Origin of the sequence: Hymenobacter endophyticus (assembly GCF_032464715.1) — a bacterium.
Classification (GTDB): domain Bacteria; phylum Bacteroidota; class Bacteroidia; order Cytophagales; family Hymenobacteraceae; genus Hymenobacter; species Hymenobacter endophyticus.
The window spans coordinates 82,391-98,021 of the sequence record NZ_JAWDJT010000016.1 but is presented as its reverse complement, the minus strand read 5'-3'; the positions used below and the strand labels follow the sequence as shown (position 1 = coordinate 98,021).

Here is a 15,631-nt window from a genome sequence, read left to right as displayed (position 1 = left end):
GCCGGGCCACGCCCCGGGCCGACTCTTTCCAGTGCCCGCCGCTGATTGCTGCTCCCGGGTTCCGCCTTGCGTCTGTGCTGTGGCTCCTCCCCGCTGGGGGTGGGGCGGGGCCATGGGCTGCCGCCTGCCGGGCTGCCGGGTAGGGAGCGGCCGACGTGGCTGCGTGCCCGTGGGGCTGTGTGCTCCTGATGGGAGTAGCGGAAGCGCTTCTTGGCTGGCTGAGGTCCGCCAGTACGCAGGCTGGGTGGGTAGATTGTGTTGGACTGCTACCTACTCTCGGGGCAATGCTACAGTACAGCTTCTAGTAATAATCCTTTCAAATCACTGAACTGAAGCGCAGCCGATATACAAAGTCGATATTATAGCTGTATGTTTCCCACACGCAAAAGGCCCTTGCTTCATAAAGCAAGGGCCTTTTGCGTGCGACTATGCCTGGTTCGGGCCTGAAACTACTTCGAGCATGCTTTCCGGGGTTAAATACTCTTGAGCCAATGTTCTTAGAGTAAGTGCATCCGCTCGTTGTACACAGGCTATAAACTCAGAGTAATAGTTTGAAGGTAGGTTATAGAAAATTAAGTTTTTGTATTTATCACATTGTTCGAACACAGTGCTTAGTTCATTTGCAAACTTGCCTGTCATGTAATTCTTAACCGTTTGCAACTCATTTTCTGGGATAAGCTCTTGTTGCAGACGCCATAGTTCATGGTGGACCTCTTGAATAGCTGCTTGAGCATTTGCTGCATTAACGTCTGAGCCAATTACGAAGCTAGTCGCATGTTCACGCGGGCCGATGCTGGCATAGATCCCATACGTTAGCCCTTTGTCCTCACGGATGTTCTTCATGAGGCGTGAGCCGAAATAGCCTCCCAGTACTTTTACCAATACTTGCAACGCGTGACTTTGGGAGTGCCTAAGGTCTGGCCATAATCTACCTATCCTTAACGAGGCCTGCAGGCTGCCTTCAACAGGAACGTACAATTGTGCATTGGCATAGGTAGCTGAGGAAACAACTGGGGGTACGGTATCAAGGAAATTTTGAGGTGCTCCCTGGCCCAGATATTGACCAATAGCTAGATCGTCAGCAGGCAGAATGTCGCCGCAGAGGAAGATTTGAGCTTTTCCTAATTGGTATGCGTGTTGATGAAACGCCCGGAGTTGCTGGCTGCTTACTTGTTGGAAAGTTTCTTCTTCGAACGTATTGCCATACGGGTGAGATGCTCCGAAAAGACGTTGTGAAAATTGCTCAGCGGCCAGATAGCTGGTTTTCTGTCGTTCAACCCGTACGTTTTGCACAGTGCGGGTTTTTAGTAATGCTAATTCCTGCTCCGGAAAACTAGGCTCGGTCAGTACGTCCAGAATAAGTGGGAGAAGGTTGCCAAGGTGGCGAGTAAGGCAATAGAGGGTGAGAGTAGCACGGTCAAAGCCCTGCTCACATTCCAGAGAAGCACCGTAAAAGGCCACTTCATCGGCAATCTGACGAGCGGTGCGCGTGGTGGTGCCTTCCAGTAGCATACGAGCAGTGAGTAGGGAAACGCCTGGACTAGGCTCCGCCGATTTACCGGCTGGCAGAACGACTTGCAACCGCACTACTGGTTGTGCATTGTTGCGCAGGACGTGTAGACGGGCTCCGTTAGGGAGTGAAAGCACGTCAGCCGCGGGCAGTGTGACACTGGCCAGCGGCTGAACGGGAGGTGCGACTGTACGGTCGAGCATCAAAAGGAAGAGGAGTTAGTTGGTGGGGCTATCAGAAGAGCCGAAAGCCTCGCTGAGTTCGTTGAAGTTAAAGTGCAACGATACGCGTAATGTTTGAGCCAAGGGGTTGGCTTTGGAGTTTGGTACCAAATAGGTGCCATCGATACCGAAAACCTGGTACCGTACGCCAGCACCGAAGCTGAGGTATTGCCGGTCGCCTTTCATGGGGTTTTCGTAGAAGTAACCTACGCGGGCCATCAGCAAATCGTTGTACACGTACTCGGCGCCTGCTGATAGGTTGATTTCTTTCAGTTCCTCGCTGAACCCACCGGGAGCGTCACTGAAGGAGCTGGTGATACCCCGGACAATGCCGTAGTTAGCACGCTTTTCGTTTTCCGCTACCACAGCTGGTGCCTGCCGGTTGTCGGTGGGGTCGTTCTTGTCGTAGTAGGGGGAAGGAACGAGGAGTTTGTTGGCGTCGAAGGTCAGCGTGATTTTGTTGTACGCATCCAATTCCTTGGTAATGGCCGTGCCCAGTTTCAGATTGGTGGGTAAGAAGTCGGGCTGGTTGGCATCCGTATAGGTAATCTTATTACCAATATTAGATACAGCGGCTCCGAATGCCAAGCTGTACTCGCCGGGACCAATGGTTAGGTCGGTATTATAGTAGGCACCCAAATCGACGGCCACTGCGTTGCCTGGCTTGGTATCGGCAGTGCCGCCGGTGAGGTTAGAGCGAATGTAGCGGGCATTGATGCCTACCCCCAAATTGTCGCTCAGCTTCTGGCCGTAGCCAATGGTGAGGGCATATTCCTTGGGGTTGAATTCACCATTAGCCTGGTTCTGGGCAGTACGATACTCAATGCGGCCCAAGTCGAAATACATCAAGTTAGCCGACAGGGTGGACCGCTCCCCAATTTTGCTGGTGCCGCTCAGGTAAGCCAGGCCCATATCATTGGAAATACCAGCCAGCCAAGGCGTGTAGGAAACTGCCGCACTATGCTGATACCGCACAAAGCCCAGCTTGCCGGGGTTGTAATAGCCAGCGTTGGCATCGGGGCTGATGGCCACACCAGCCTCACCAAGCGCAGAAGAACGCCCATCGGGGCTGATGGTAAGAATGGGTACGGCGGTGGTAATGGCGTTGACCCGGCTCTGAGCGTGAGAGGCAGTAGCCGCCAAGCCCAGCAGGCCGGGGAGCAGTACAGAGCGCAAGGACAGTTTCGGCAGTGTCATAGGGGGTAAAAAGGTATGGAGGCGGAAGGTAGGCGAAAAGCTGCAGTTAATTCAGCAGCACAAGTTTTTCGTATTTGGAGGTGGTAGACGCATTGGAGCTGTTGGCCGAATGGGCCCGTACGCTCACGCGGTATACATATACGCCCCGCGCCAGCTGGTCCTGATATTCGTCGCGGCCGTCCCAGCTGATGGAGGAAACGTGCGAACCACTACCCAGCGCCGTAGCTTGCAGAGTGCGGACGAGCTTACCGGCTACAGTGAATATCTGCACCTGAATATCCAGGTCTTCGCCTTGGCGGTTATGGTCGAAGTGGAAGGTTGTGTTGCGGGCGAAGGGGTTTGGGTAGTTCAGTACATGTTGTAAGGCCAGCTTTTCGGTAGCCGCTGCCACAAATTCCACGGAGCGCTCTGAGGAGTTGTTCCAAGTATCCCAGGCTTTTACGCGGAGCTCATGCGGCCCCGACTTAAGGTCCTTGAACTTGTACTCCACCCGGCCTACCTGAAAACTGTCGGTTTTGGCGGTATAGAACGAGTTCAGAATGGTGACCTTGCTGGCATCCCCATCAAGCGTGGCGGTTAAATCGTGGCCGATGCCAGTGCCGGCGGTGTTGATGCCGCTTTCATCGCGCAAGACGCCCAGCAGGGTAGTTGTGAGGCCGGTGAGGCCGCCAAAGGCAAACTGCTCATTATCCATAAACAGCCGGATGCGGGGCGGGATGGTGTCACGGTAGGCCAAGGGGGCCGCATCACCAATACCCAACAGCTGCTGGCCGTGCGCATCCGTGCGGTTGGCTGCATCGGAGGCGTAAAGGCTGATTTTGCCCAGGCCTACGTTGTAGTTGATATCCTTGGGCACTACGAACTGTACGTTGAACGAGCCGTTACGCACAGTAGCCGGGCCATCGTATAGCACGTTCTCGCGCAGGGTAATTGGAACGGCCGGAGCATTTGCCTCATTACCTAGCGTCTGAACAATAGTTTTCTTCTCGAATACCTGCACGTTGGCCGTACCGTTGAAAGCCGGATTAAGGCGGCTGCCCTGCTGAATTTCACCGCGCAGGGTAACCTGCTGGAGCGCCTTCAGTGTGTCGGTCTGGGCAATAGGCTTGCCGTTAAGAGTAGTTACCACAGCCTCCTGCTTCGGATAGGCCAAGCGCATGGATGGGTCGCCGAGCAGAGCGTAGTTGCGGTTGTTGTCACCGGCTACGGCCGTGTTTTTGGCTCCGCGGCATACCTCACCAATGCGGGGCATGGTACCATCAGCCTGAGGTCGGAATAATTCGTTGAAGAACTCAATGGCCAAGGATTGGTTTTTATCGGCATATACCACTCGGGTGGTGGTGAGCAGACCGATGGCGCCCCCACTGATATCCGTAAGGGCTATTTCGCCGGCTGAAGTAAATTCAGGATTATCGTAAGTGCTGAAGTCGCAGGTACCGGTAAACAGGAAGGGTAGCGTCGACGTGTTTTGCAGGCGCTGCACCGAGGTACTAGTAAGAATTTGCTCATCGGCCCAACTGCGGGGACTGCCATGGCCCACGTAGTTAATCAGTAAAGAACCCTTCTCGAATGCTTCATCTACTGCTTTCTCGGCACTTGGGGAGCGTTGCCCAGCGGCTACCGTAGTTTGGGGGAACAGGTCGAGGTACTGCTTATAAACGTTATAGCTCTGGGTGGCAGGTGTGGTTTCCAGCGGGTTGGCGAGTTGGTCGCTATAGGTGGAAAACAGGTTGTTGTCACCATCATCAGCCACGAAGGAGAGACGGTTGCGCCATTTGCCAAACCCTGCCACGCCATCGTAGCCAATAATCTTGTCGGCCGTAGCCAAGGCCATAGCAGCCGTCCGAACCGGTAGTCTTCCTATAGCTATGTCCATCAGCTCGTTGCTGGTGTTCGGGAGCCAAGCACCTTCGGTGTCGTCCAGCAGACCGTAATAATCGTCGGAGGAATAGGTAATGCCCTGGCCGCCGGGGCGGTAGCCCTGCACGTAGTCAAAGCCTTCAACCGACTCATATACCGGCACGAAGTTTTGATTGATTTTATCAGCATTAGCGGGCAACCGGTCCTTCCACCAGTCAGGCAGCTTAGCAGCGTCGTTGCTGGGGTCGGCCTTATAGTCGTAGGAAGCATCACCGAACAGTAGCAGGTACTGGCGACGGCCGGTGGTGTTACGGTCATACACCATCTTCATGAAGTCGCGGATGGCCGTTACATCCTGGGCACCCGAGCCGAACTCGTTGTAGATTTGGGTGGTAGTGACTACTTGGGCTACCAGGCCATCGTGAGTGGTGCGGTGCGCGGCCAGCTTGTTGGCGGCTTCCAGAAAGGCAGGGTGCGTAAGAACAATCAGCTCCAGCTTCCCATCCAGGTTGAGGGCGTGCAGATTCTGATTGCCCACGCGCCCAAAGCTGCGCGGAGTAGGAAAGCTGTTACCAGTAAACGCCACGTATTCCCGCACCGAATCGGTGCGGGCCAGGTAAGTGCCGTTGAAATGACTAACAGCGGCCGGCCGGCGCGGGTTGGTTACATCCCAAATAGTAGTGCCCGTTACGGCATTGCCAACTTCAAACTGGCTGATGGCGCCCGGAACAAGGTTGCTAAGGGAGCGAAATTCCAGCTGGTTGCCGCTCATGCGCAGCTGCCGCAGTGCATTCAGCTCCAAATAATCAAGGTAGCCACGCGCCGAGGGGTCCGTACCACCGTTATACGTCAGGCTGACCTTGACATCGGTAGGAGAGGTGGCCGGTATGGGGTAGCTCAACTCGGTACGCGCGGTGTTGGCCGCCTCGGGGTAGCAGCCCCCGCCGCCAGTACACGTAAACCCGCTCACTACCTGAGTAGTGTTGTTTTGGCCATTGATGGCCGTTTGGAACGTGGTAGTTGATACGGAAGCTGCTACCACGGCAGACGTGACGCGCGCAATAGAGCCTGGTACCAGATCCGTCACGGAAAAAGATACCTCGCGCTGCAAGCCGGAGAAAGAGGAAAACTGCTCACCCACCCACACCCGGCCCGACTTAGCCAGGTTCAGAAGCTCCCGCTCATAAAACTGCCGCTCGGCAAAGGTGGTGATGCGGGCCGAAGCGGTACCCGAAACAGCTGGGGCAGCCGCTACGCGCCGGCCCGCAGCAGTGCCTACCGTCAGAAAGTAGTAGGCGGTATCGGTATAGGGGTTTTGCTGGTGGCGGAAAGAAGCCGTCTGGCCCTCCCGGGACCAGGTGTGGGGGCCACGGGCATAAAACAGAAAATACTCGTTGTCGTCGAAGCTCGTGTTGCCGTCGCCCACAAACTGAACGGCATTTTCCACCAAATCATCGGGGCGGTAGGTGCTGTTAGCCTGGGGCAGAGTACCCATGGCATTGCCGTAGAGGCGGAGACGGGTAGGGTCCAGACTCTGCGTGTTCAGGCCCAGGCTACTGAGGGCAGCTTTATCCAACTTATAGACGCCGCTGTTGGGTACACCAATCTTAAACCAGTCGCCTTGGCCAAGAACCGAGGTGCGGGTGTACGTGCGAGTAGTAGTAGGGCGCAGGGAACCAGGTGTGTAGGCGTAGCTGAAGGATACCAGCTTTTCGGGCTGCCCGGTCTGGGGGTTGCGGCGGGCGGGGCGCAGGGCCAGCAGGGTAATAGGCTGGCGGTTTTCCAGGCCGGTAATCAACTCCACTACAGGGGCAGTTGGCAGGGCCGCCGCATCCAGCTGGCGGGCCTCAGCGGTGGTCAGGGGTTCGTACACCGCGTCGCGGAGCTGGCCCTGGGATACGGCTCCGGCCAAGCGTACTTGATAGGTGCCTACTTGCTCATCTTTACGGAAAGAGGCCCCCCGGAAAGAAGGCAACTGCCGCAGCTTTCCGCGAATGGCTACGGGCTCGGTACCAGCCCAGGCAATACGGGCCTGCACTACCTGCTCCGACTGTGCCTGGGCGGCCAGCCCGGTCACACTCAACACCAGCAGAGCAAGCCACCGAAACGTAGAATACCGCATACGCAAAAAAGCAGGGTGAGAAGAAGTTAGAGACGCAACAGGTTGCTGCGTTCCACAGTTCAGCCACGGGCATTTAACTGCGGAAAATCAGAATTATTGCGGCCGTTCGGCAAAAAATAACACCCGATGCTGCTTCATAATTTGGGCGTAGTCAGCCCATTGTCATTTACGCGACTGAGGGCTTAGCCGGACTTACCACAGACAGCAGCACGTACAGTAAAATAATGACCGGAATGGCCGCAGCCCACAGCCACAGCAGCAAGCCCACGCTCAGCAGCAAAAACACGAACCGCACCTGGTTATCCTGCCAGCGCAGCGACTTGAACTTGAGAGCAAACAAGGGCAACTCGGCCACCAGCAGCCCCGATAATACCAGCGTCAGGGCCAGCAGTACCCAGGGGTTGAGCACGTAGGGGCTCAGGGCAAATCGGTCGTTGGCCAGAATAAGCGGCAGCGAGGCTACCACCAACGTGCAGGCCGGGGTGGGCAACCCGATAAAGGAGTCGGACTGCCGGGTATCGTTGTTGAATTTGGCCAAGCGCAGGGCCGAAAACACCGTCACGATAAAGCCGGCGTAGGGCAGCCAGTCGGGCAGGTCGGTGCCGCTCTGGGTCAGCAAAGCAAACAGGAACGCCCCCGGTACCACCCCAAACGACACGACATCGGCCAGGGAATCCAGGTCTTTGCCGATGGGGGAGGACACGTGCAGGGCCCGGGCCAGCAGGCCATCAAAAAAGTCGAACAGCGCCGACAGGGCCACGAAATAGGCCCCGGTTTCGAGGTTGCCGGCGAAAATGTTGCACAAAGCCAGGCAGCCCGAGAACAGGTTGAGGCAGGTGACGGCGTTGGGAAGGTGTTTTTTCAAGGGAGCTTGCGGCTTGGAAAAATAGGGGCTTCGGAGAAACCCGACTGGTAGCGGAGGGCTGCGGCTACTACAACGTTGGAATACCGCGCTGGTATTCAGCCTCCCGGATAGTTTAATTGCTAGTTTAGAAATGGATTGCTGCGGCGTTCTGCCCCTACGGTGGTGGCGGGGCCATGTCCGGGGTATACTACCGTGTCGTCGTGGAGGGTGAGCAGCTGGCTGTGGATGCTGCTGATGAGGGTGGCGTAGTCGCCGCCGGGCAAATCGGTGCGCCCGATGCTGCCCTGGAACAGCACGTCGCCCCCGATAACCACGCCCGTTGGCGCGTGGTAGAACACCACGTGGCCGGGCGCGTGGCCGGGCGCAAACCGCACTTCCAGCTCGGTGTTGCCGAACTGCACCGGCTGATCCGGTGTCAGAAAGCCGGTGGGTTCGGCCGGGTTGTAGCGGGCAAATCCGTAGCTGGGCGCGTACGCCGATACGGAACGGAGCGTGCCGGCATCGGCCTCATGAATGAGAAACGGTACTTGATAGGTATCCAGCACAAACTGATTGCCCAGCACGTGGTCGATGTGGCAGTGCGTGTTCAGTAGTAGTACCACTTGCAGCCCCTGCTCCGCAATAAAGCGTTGCAGGGCCTGCTGCTCGGCCGGCTCGTAGCAGCCCGGGTCGATGATGACGCACTGCCCGGTGCCGTCGTGCAGCACGTAGGTATTCTCTGAAAAGGCGTTGAAGGTAAATCCCGAAACCGTCATGTAGCAGAAAGAAAGCGGCCCTGTACCGCGCGCAATTGAGCGGGTAAGTTACGCAAGAGTACGGAGGTGCGCGCCGCCCGGCCCACATAGCCCGGGGCCGCCCGATTGCTTGCCATAGCGGCGGCATTCGTGCGTGCCGCCAATTCCCTACCTTGCCTGTCATGACGCGCGTTGATTATTTACTGATTGGCTACGGTATTGCCGGTGCTGCCCTGGCCGCCGAGCTGCGGGCCCGGGGGCGGCAGGTGCTGGTGCTCGACCAGCCGCAGCCCGACTCCGCCTCGCGGGTGGCGGCGGGCCTGATGAACCCGGTGGCCGGCAAACGCTTCGCGCTGGCCTGGCGGGCGGCGGAGCTGCTGCCGGCGGCCCTGGCCTTTTACCGGGAGCAGGAAGAGCGGCTGCGGGTGCCCATTCTGCGCGAAATGCCCATCGTAAAGCTGTTTTCCTCGGTGCAGGAGCAGAACGACGTGCTGGCCCGCAGCGCCGACCGGCCCTGGCAGGAGTTCGTGCCCGATGCTACCGGGGAGCTGCCCACTTTGCCCGGGGTAGAGCAACAAATGGGCGGTCTGCTGATCCGGGGCGGGGGCTACGTGCTGGTGGAGGAGCTGCTCACCCGGCTCACGGCCCTGGGCCTGCGCGAAGGATGGCTGCAACACGAAACTTTTGCCTGGTCCCGGCTTGTTGCCGACCCGGCGGGCGGCTTCCGCTACGACGACCGGCTGCACGCCCGGCACGTTATCAGCTGCGAAGGTGCCGCCGCCGTGCATAACCCGTATTTCAACTGGCTGCCGCTGACCCCCAACCAGGGCGAGGTGCTGGACGTGGAGTGCCCTGAGCTGCCGGAAGGCGCCGTGCTCAATAAAGGCGCTTACGTGGTACCGCTCGGCAACGGGCAGCTGCGGGTGGGGGCTACCTACCGCTGGCCGCCCTTCGCCGAGGGAACCACGCCCGAAGCCCGCGCTGAGCTGGCGCAACGGCTCCAGGCCATTACCAGCCTGCCGTTCCGGGTAACCGGGCAGCGGGCCGGCGTACGGCCCGCCGTGCGCGACCGGAAGCCTTTGCTGGGTACGCATCCGGAAACGCCGGGCGTGCATATCTTTAATGGGTTTGGCTCGAAGGGGGTGATGATGGCCCCCCGGTTGGCTCAGCTTATGGCCGACTGGCTGGAAAACGACGCGGAGCTGTGGCCCGAAGTCAATATCCGCCGGTATTTTTCGTTGTTTATAGCCGCGCCGGCTGCTGCCGGCTCCCCGGTATCCGCATCCCGCTCCTAGCTTTCCTTATATGAGGCACGTGTCCTTTCTTTCCCGGCCCCACGCAGGTGGGCCGGCCGGCCTGGCAGCTCTGTTGCTGGGCTGCCTGCTTTCCGGCTACTCTGCCCACGCCCAAACGGCGCAGGAGCCCTTCGGGCGGGTGCGCCTGCAATACAAGGAGTTTGAGTGGCAGCAGCTGAGCACCCAGAATTTCAGCATTTACTACTACGCCGGGGGCGAGGCGGCGGCCCGGCACGCGGCCGAGTACGCCGAAAAAGAGCTGCAGCGCATTACCGGGCTCATTGGGTACTATCCGTATTCCAAGACCACCATCATGCTCTATAACTCCGTGGGCGACCTGCGGCAGAGCAACGTGGGCCTCACCAACGACAAGTACCAGACCGGGGGGGCCACCTCCCTGCTGCGCATGACCAAGGTGCAGATTGCCTTCCAGGGCCAGCAAACCCGGTTTAAGCAGGAGCTGAGCAACCGCATCACGCAGGTGCTGCTCAATGACATGATGTACGGGGGCTCCCTCAAGGAAATCATTCAGAGCAGCTACCTGCTGCAGCTGCCCGACTGGTTTATCAGCGGGGCCTCGGCCTACGCGGCGGAGGGCTGGAGCGTGGAGATGGACAACTACATGCGCACCATGACCCGGGAGTACGAGGGCAACCGCACGGCCCCGTTCTTCCTGCGCAACCCGCAGCTGGCCGGCCAGAGCATGTGGAACTACATTGCGGAGCGCTACGGCTATACCAGCGTCCAGAATATTCTGAACCTCACGCGCATCACCCGCGACGTGGAAGTGGGCATCAGCTCCTCGCTGAACGTGCCCTACAAGGTGTTTCTGAAGGACTGGCTGGGCTACTACCGCCAGTTGAACGCCCAGCCCCGCACACCCTACCAGGAACTGGACGACAAGAATAGTCTGGTGAGCCGCAACCGGCGCGCCATGCTGTACAGCCAGCCCGTGCTGAGCCCCAACGGGCAGCGCCTGGCCTTCGTGCAGAACGACCAGGGCCGCTACCGGGTGCTGGTAACGGACAAAAACGGCAAGGGCCGCACGAAAATCCACCGGAGCGGGTACAAAACCCCCGATCAGCAGGTGGAAACGCGGCTACCGGTGCTGGCCTGGCGCGGCAACGGACAAGTGGCCGTGGTGGAGGAAAGCAAGGGCCGACTGGCCTTGCAGCTACGCGAGGCCGATGGCGGCGTGGGCAACATGATGGCCCGCCTGAAAAGCCTGCTGCCCACCTTCGGGCGCAGCAACTCCCTGTTCGGGCAGTTTTCCCAGGTAACGGATCTGAGCTATTCCCCCGATGGCAAGTCGTTGGTGTTTAGCGGGGTGCGTGACGGGCAGAACGATATGTACCTGCTGCGGGCCGGCAGCCGCACGCCCGAAAAGCTCACCAATGATGTGTTCGATGACGTAGAGCCCAGCTTTTTGCCGGGCGGGGGCGGCATCGTGTTCAGCTCCAACCGCTGGCTGGACTCGGCGGGCACGGCCAAGGGCAGCTTCGGGGCGGTGGTCAATAACTACGATTTGTACCTCTACCACCTCGATGGCCGCGCGCAGCCGGTGGAAGTACTGGCCAACAGCATCTCCAACGAAGGCCGCCCCCGCGCCATTTCCGATGCGGAAGTGCTGTTCGTGAGCGAGGAAAGCGGGGTGCGCAGCCTCTACCGTCTCACGGTGGCCACCAAACAGTACCAGCCGGTTACCAGCTTTCGAGCCAACATCAAGGATTACGACTACAACGCGGCCACGTCCACGCTGGCGCTGATAGCCGCCCCGGATGGCCGCGAAAACGCCTATCTGTACCCCGGCTACTCCCTGCCTACCGACCTGGTGCTGTACAAAACGGCCCGGCAGGAAACCCTGGAAGACCGCTCGAAGCCCGCCAAGGCGGCCGCGCCCAACCGGCCCGGGCCTACGGTAGCCAATGCCCAGCAGCAAAGCGGGCAGCCCGCCACCACTGCCGCGCCGGCTACCGAGCCTGCCCGGCGGCCGGGTACGCGCGCGGTGAATACCAATGAGTATCAGTTTGACGAGGATATTCCGGCTTCCCGCGCGGCGGGAACTGCACCCCGGCGGCGTACCCCCACGGTAGTAGCCCTGCCCCAGGCGGCTCCCGCCGAAGCCGCCACGCTCAACGGCCCTTTCCGCTACGATACCCGTTTCAGCATCGATAACGTGGTGTCCACGCTCTACTCTGATCCGCTGCTGGGCCTGGGGCTGCTGGGGCAGGTGAATATGTCGGACATGATGGAAGACCACCGGATTCAGGCCGGCATCTTCGCCCTCACCGACCTGCGCACCAGCAACATCTTCGCTGAGTATACCAACCTCAAGCACCGCTACGACTGGAGCATCCGCTACCAGAAGCAGGCCTACTTTATTGATGTGCAGCAGCTGGGCCGGGTGCGCTACGGCCGCCACGAAATTGCGCCCACGCTGGCTTATCCGCTTACGCACAACCTGAGCGTGCGCCTGGGCCCGCGCTTCGTAACGGTAAGCCGCAAGGTGTACGCCGACCTGACCAACTCCACCGACCAGACCAACAACTACCTGGGCGGGGAAGGCGAGCTGGTGTTCGATAACTCCATTGTGACGGGCGTGAACATGTTGCAGGGCACCCGCATGAAGGCCGGCGTCACGCGCCTGAACGACATTTCGGGGAATAACACCAGCTTCACCAAGATTTTCGTTGACCTGCGGCACTACCAGAAAATTCACCGCCAGTTGATCTGGGCCAACCGGGCCAGCTTCGGGCAGTATGTGGGCGGCGGTACGGCCCAGCCCTTCTTCCGTTTGGGGGGCATGGATAACTGGCTGAACTACGACTACAACGACAGCCAGTTTATCACGGCCGACAAGGTACCCGCCCTCGACCCCACGCAGCTGGACCCCACCCAGATGTTCTACCAGCAGTTCGTGACCAACCTGCGCGGCTACGATTACAGCAAGCGCATCGGCCAGAAATACGTACTGTTCAACTCCGAGCTGCGCCTGCCCATCGTGCAGTATCTGTCGCGGCGGCCCATTGAATCGGGCTTCTTCCGCAACCTGCAGCTCACGGCTTTCGGGGATATGGGCACCACGTACTCCGGAAACAACCCATTCAGCGTCAACAACTCCAACAATACCAAAACGGTAACGGAGGGCTCCTTTAGTGCCTCGGTTATCAATTTCACCAACCCCATGCTGTACGGTTACGGGGTAGGCATGCGCACTACCATGCTGGGCTTCTATGTGAAAGGCGACTTGGCCTGGGGCCGGGAGCAGTACACCACCAAGGGCCCGAAACTGTACGTAACGCTGGGCTACGACTTCTAAAGTTGGTGCTTTGCAGCCGCTGAATCAGCCGGTTTTCCACTCAGGAAAGCCGGCTGATTTGCTTTTAACGGGGGCGGCGGCACTATTCCAGTGCGGGGGGCGGCTAATCCGGGAGTTGGGTTGTATCTTTGCGGTCCTGTTTACCAGCCGTGTTGCCGTGACGCTACTAAGCGAAATCTGGGTACTGATGCAGAAGGACTTCCGCCTGGAATGGCGGCAGCGCGCGGCCCTGAATGGCATGCTCCTGTACGTAAGCAGCACCGTATTCGTGTGCTACCTCAGCTTTTCTTCGCGTGGGGGGCAGCTACCTGCTCCGGCCTGGAACGCCCTGTTCTGGATTGTGCTGCTGTTCTCGGCCGTGAATGCCGTAGCCAAGGGGTTTCTGCAGGAGAGCCGGGGCCGCATGCTGTACTACTACACGCTGGTGCGGCCCCAAGCTGTAATTCTGGCCAAAATAGTCTATAACGCCCTGCTGCTGCTGGGCTTGGCATTGGTGGCATTTGGGCTGTACTCGGTAGTGCTGGGCAACCCGGTCCAGAACGTACCGCTGTTTGTGGGCAACGTGGCGCTGGGGGCCGTGGGCTTTGCCAGCACGCTCACGTTGGTATCGGGCATTGCGGCCAAAGCCACCAACAGCAGCACGCTCATGGCCGTGCTGGGCTTCCCCCTGATGGTGCCTATGTTGCTGCTGCTTATTAAAGTTTCCAAAAATGCGCTGGATGGCCTGGAATTCGAAGCCAGCCAGAGCGCGTTACTGACCCTGGTAGCCCTGAACATGATTGTCGGGGCGGTATCGTACCTGCTGTTTCCTTTTTTGTGGAGAAGCTGATTCAGCTGTTAGCTGCTGGCTACTAGCTGATAGCTTCATTGTAGCACTCCTGCCAAAATCTTCTCCATTACCCTGAAAAAAAGCTAACAGCCAGCAGCTAATAGCTAACAGCTTATGAAAAACAACTGGTGGAAAGCGCTGAGTGTGGTGCTGCTGCTGTATGTGGCGGTGGCGGGCCTGCTGTTGCCGGTACCGCGCCTGGCCATCCTCAACGAGAGTATCCGGAATTTGTACTTCCACGTGCCCATGTGGTTTGGCATGACCTTTATCCTGCTGGCCTCGGTGTACTACTCGGTTCGGTACCTGCGCACGCCCACGCCGGAGCTCGACATTCGTGCCCACGAGGCGGCCCGCACGGGTATTCTGATGGGGTTTGTGGGACTGGCTACGGGCAGCATCTGGGCCAAGTATACCTGGGGGGAGTGGTGGACCAACGACCCCAAGCTGAACGGCGCGGCCATTGCCATGCTCATTTACGGGGCGTATCTGGTGCTGCGCTCTTCCTTTACCGATGAGCAGCAGCGGGCCCGCGTGTCGGCCATCTACAACATCTTCGCCTTTGCCACGGCCATGCCGCTGTTCTACATTCTGCCCCGCCTCACCGACTCCCTGCACCCCGGGGCGGGCGGCAACCCCGCCTTTGCCAAATATGACCTTGACAGCAATATGCGCCTAGTGTTTTATCCGGCCGTCATTGGCTGGACCCTCCTGGCCTTCTGGCTGGCCCAGCTGGCCAGCCGCGTTTCCCTGCTCAAACTGAAATTGTATGAAAAACAGCTTGCCTAATCTGCGGGCCGCCGTGCTGCTACTGCTGGCCCTGTTGCTGCCCGTGCTGCACGCCGTAGCCCAGCCCGCCGAGCAGCCCGAAATGGCCGATGCCCTGCGCCAGAGCGGTAAAATCTACGTGGTAGTGGCCGTTATTGCGGTGGTGCTGGCCGGGCTGCTGTTTTTCCTGGTTTCCCTGGACCGCCGCCTTACCCGCCTAGAGAAAGAAGTGCAGGAGTAGCGCGTGAAATAGGGGTATGTGCGGGCCGCCAGAGGTACTGGGCAGGCTCCGCAAACTTACCAACTCACAATTTCACCTCTTCACTCCTGTCCCGGCACCTTTACGCTGGGTTTCTGTGTTCTGAATGACCTTTGGCTCTGGATTTGAGCCGCCTGTTGTAACCCCCAACATGAAAAAAGCACACATTTTCGTCATTGCCATTATTGCCGTGGCCATTGGCATCATTATGAGCACCGCCGGTGACGCCAGCGTGTACGTCTCCTTCAAGGAAGCCAAAGAGCGGGCTGCTGATGGTAACCTCACCAAAGTGCACGTGGTAGGCCGCCTGCCCCGCGACGGTAGCCAGAACATCATGGGCCTGGAGTATAACCCCATGGTAGACCCCAATTACTTCGCCTTCACGCTGGTAGATACCAACCGCATTGCCCAGCGCGTGGTCTACTTCAACCCCAAGCCTCAGGATTTCGACAAATCGGAGCAGGTGGTAATTACCGGGGCCATGCGCAACGACACCTTCGTGGCCGACAAGATTCTGCTGAAATGCCCCTCTAAGTACGTAGAAAAGGACATTGAGGGAGCTACGGCTTCGCTAAACTAACGCCGGGTAAGTGTAGTGGGGGAGACGCAAGCAGTTGGGAAAAGCGCACAGACCTGGTCTTGTGGTTGGCTGAGC

At 58.8% G+C, this 15,631-nt stretch carries 11 protein-coding genes; 6 read left to right on the top strand and 5 right to left on the bottom strand.

All coding sequences use genetic code 11. The features are described 5' to 3' along the window. Positions 1-426 precede the first annotated feature (426 nt). From ROI90_RS19640 to ROI90_RS19620, 5 genes are all read right to left on the bottom strand, one after another. Positions 427-1,713, bottom strand: coding sequence for a M16 family metallopeptidase (locus ROI90_RS19640; protein WP_315999989.1), 1,287 nt, complete (start codon positions 1,711-1,713; stop codon positions 427-429). A gap of 15 nt (positions 1,714-1,728) precedes the next feature. Continuing rightward, the gene (gene porV, locus ROI90_RS19635) at positions 1,729-2,928 is read right to left on the bottom strand and encodes a type IX secretion system outer membrane channel protein PorV (RefSeq protein ID WP_315999986.1); all 1,200 of its coding nucleotides are present in this window, start codon (positions 2,926-2,928) and stop codon (positions 1,729-1,731) included. 46 nt (positions 2,929-2,974) lie between these two features. Then, on the bottom strand, positions 2,975-6,910 hold the full coding sequence (gene porU, locus ROI90_RS19630; RefSeq protein ID WP_315999985.1) for a type IX secretion system sortase PorU: 3,936 nt from the start codon (positions 6,908-6,910) through the stop codon (positions 2,975-2,977). 166 nt (positions 6,911-7,076) lie between these two features. After that, positions 7,077-7,775 carry a CDP-diacylglycerol--serine O-phosphatidyltransferase gene (gene pssA, locus ROI90_RS19625; protein WP_315999984.1) on the bottom strand — a complete coding sequence of 233 codons (699 nt, stop codon included), beginning with the start codon at positions 7,773-7,775 and terminating at the stop codon, positions 7,077-7,079. A 119-nt stretch (positions 7,776-7,894) separates the two neighbouring features. After that, positions 7,895-8,530 carry an MBL fold metallo-hydrolase gene (locus ROI90_RS19620; RefSeq protein WP_315999983.1) on the bottom strand — a complete coding sequence of 212 codons (636 nt, stop codon included), beginning with the start codon at positions 8,528-8,530 and terminating at the stop codon, positions 7,895-7,897. Between the two features lie 161 nt (positions 8,531-8,691). On the opposite strand from ROI90_RS19620, the gene ROI90_RS19615 reads away from it, so the two are divergent. From ROI90_RS19615 to ROI90_RS19590, 6 genes are all read left to right on the top strand, one after another. After that, positions 8,692-9,804, top strand: coding sequence for an NAD(P)/FAD-dependent oxidoreductase (locus tag ROI90_RS19615; RefSeq protein WP_315999982.1), 1,113 nt, complete (start codon positions 8,692-8,694; stop codon positions 9,802-9,804). Positions 9,805-9,823: 19 nt separating this feature from the next. Beyond that, a complete protein-coding gene (locus ROI90_RS19610; protein ID WP_315999981.1) occupies positions 9,824-13,123 on the top strand; it encodes a hypothetical protein in 3,300 nt (1,099 codons plus the stop codon). 187 nt (positions 13,124-13,310) lie between these two features. Then, entirely contained in the window at positions 13,311-13,952 is a 642-nt protein-coding gene (locus ROI90_RS19605) for a heme exporter protein CcmB (protein ID WP_315999988.1), read from the top strand. Positions 13,953-14,066: 114 nt separating this feature from the next. Beyond that, the gene (locus ROI90_RS19600) at positions 14,067-14,738 is read left to right on the top strand and encodes a cytochrome c biogenesis protein (RefSeq protein WP_315999980.1); all 672 of its coding nucleotides are present in this window, start codon (positions 14,067-14,069) and stop codon (positions 14,736-14,738) included. Then, positions 14,719-14,958 carry a CcmD family protein gene (locus ROI90_RS19595; protein WP_315999979.1) on the top strand — a complete coding sequence of 80 codons (240 nt, stop codon included), beginning with the start codon at positions 14,719-14,721 and terminating at the stop codon, positions 14,956-14,958. The genes ROI90_RS19600 and ROI90_RS19595 overlap by 20 nt, the downstream gene beginning before the upstream one ends. 169 nt (positions 14,959-15,127) lie before the next feature. Then, complete coding sequence (locus tag ROI90_RS19590) at positions 15,128-15,556, top strand: cytochrome c maturation protein CcmE domain-containing protein (protein ID WP_315999978.1); 429 nt, start codon at positions 15,128-15,130, stop codon at positions 15,554-15,556. The last annotated feature ends 75 nt before the right edge of the window (positions 15,557-15,631 follow it).

Excerpts from the sequence above, each read along its gene's own strand:
- ROI90_RS19640 (WP_315999989.1), bottom strand. The coding sequence starts at position 1,713 with ATGCTCGACCGTACAGTCGCACCTCCCGTTCAGCCGCTGGCCAGTGTC.
- porV (WP_315999986.1), bottom strand. The coding sequence starts at position 2,928 with ATGACACTGCCGAAACTGTCCTTGCGCTCTGTACTGCTCCCCGGCCTG.
- porU (WP_315999985.1), bottom strand. The coding sequence starts at position 6,910 with ATGCGGTATTCTACGTTTCGGTGGCTTGCTCTGCTGGTGTTGAGTGTG.
- ROI90_RS19620 (WP_315999983.1), bottom strand. The coding sequence starts at position 8,530 with ATGACGGTTTCGGGATTTACCTTCAACGCCTTTTCAGAGAATACCTAC.
- ROI90_RS19615 (WP_315999982.1), top strand. The coding sequence starts at position 8,692 with ATGACGCGCGTTGATTATTTACTGATTGGCTACGGTATTGCCGGTGCT.
- ROI90_RS19605 (WP_315999988.1), top strand. The coding sequence starts at position 13,311 with ATGCAGAAGGACTTCCGCCTGGAATGGCGGCAGCGCGCGGCCCTGAAT.
- ROI90_RS19600 (WP_315999980.1), top strand. The coding sequence starts at position 14,067 with ATGAAAAACAACTGGTGGAAAGCGCTGAGTGTGGTGCTGCTGCTGTAT.
- ROI90_RS19595 (WP_315999979.1), top strand. The coding sequence starts at position 14,719 with ATGAAAAACAGCTTGCCTAATCTGCGGGCCGCCGTGCTGCTACTGCTG.
- ROI90_RS19590 (WP_315999978.1), top strand. The coding sequence starts at position 15,128 with ATGAAAAAAGCACACATTTTCGTCATTGCCATTATTGCCGTGGCCATT.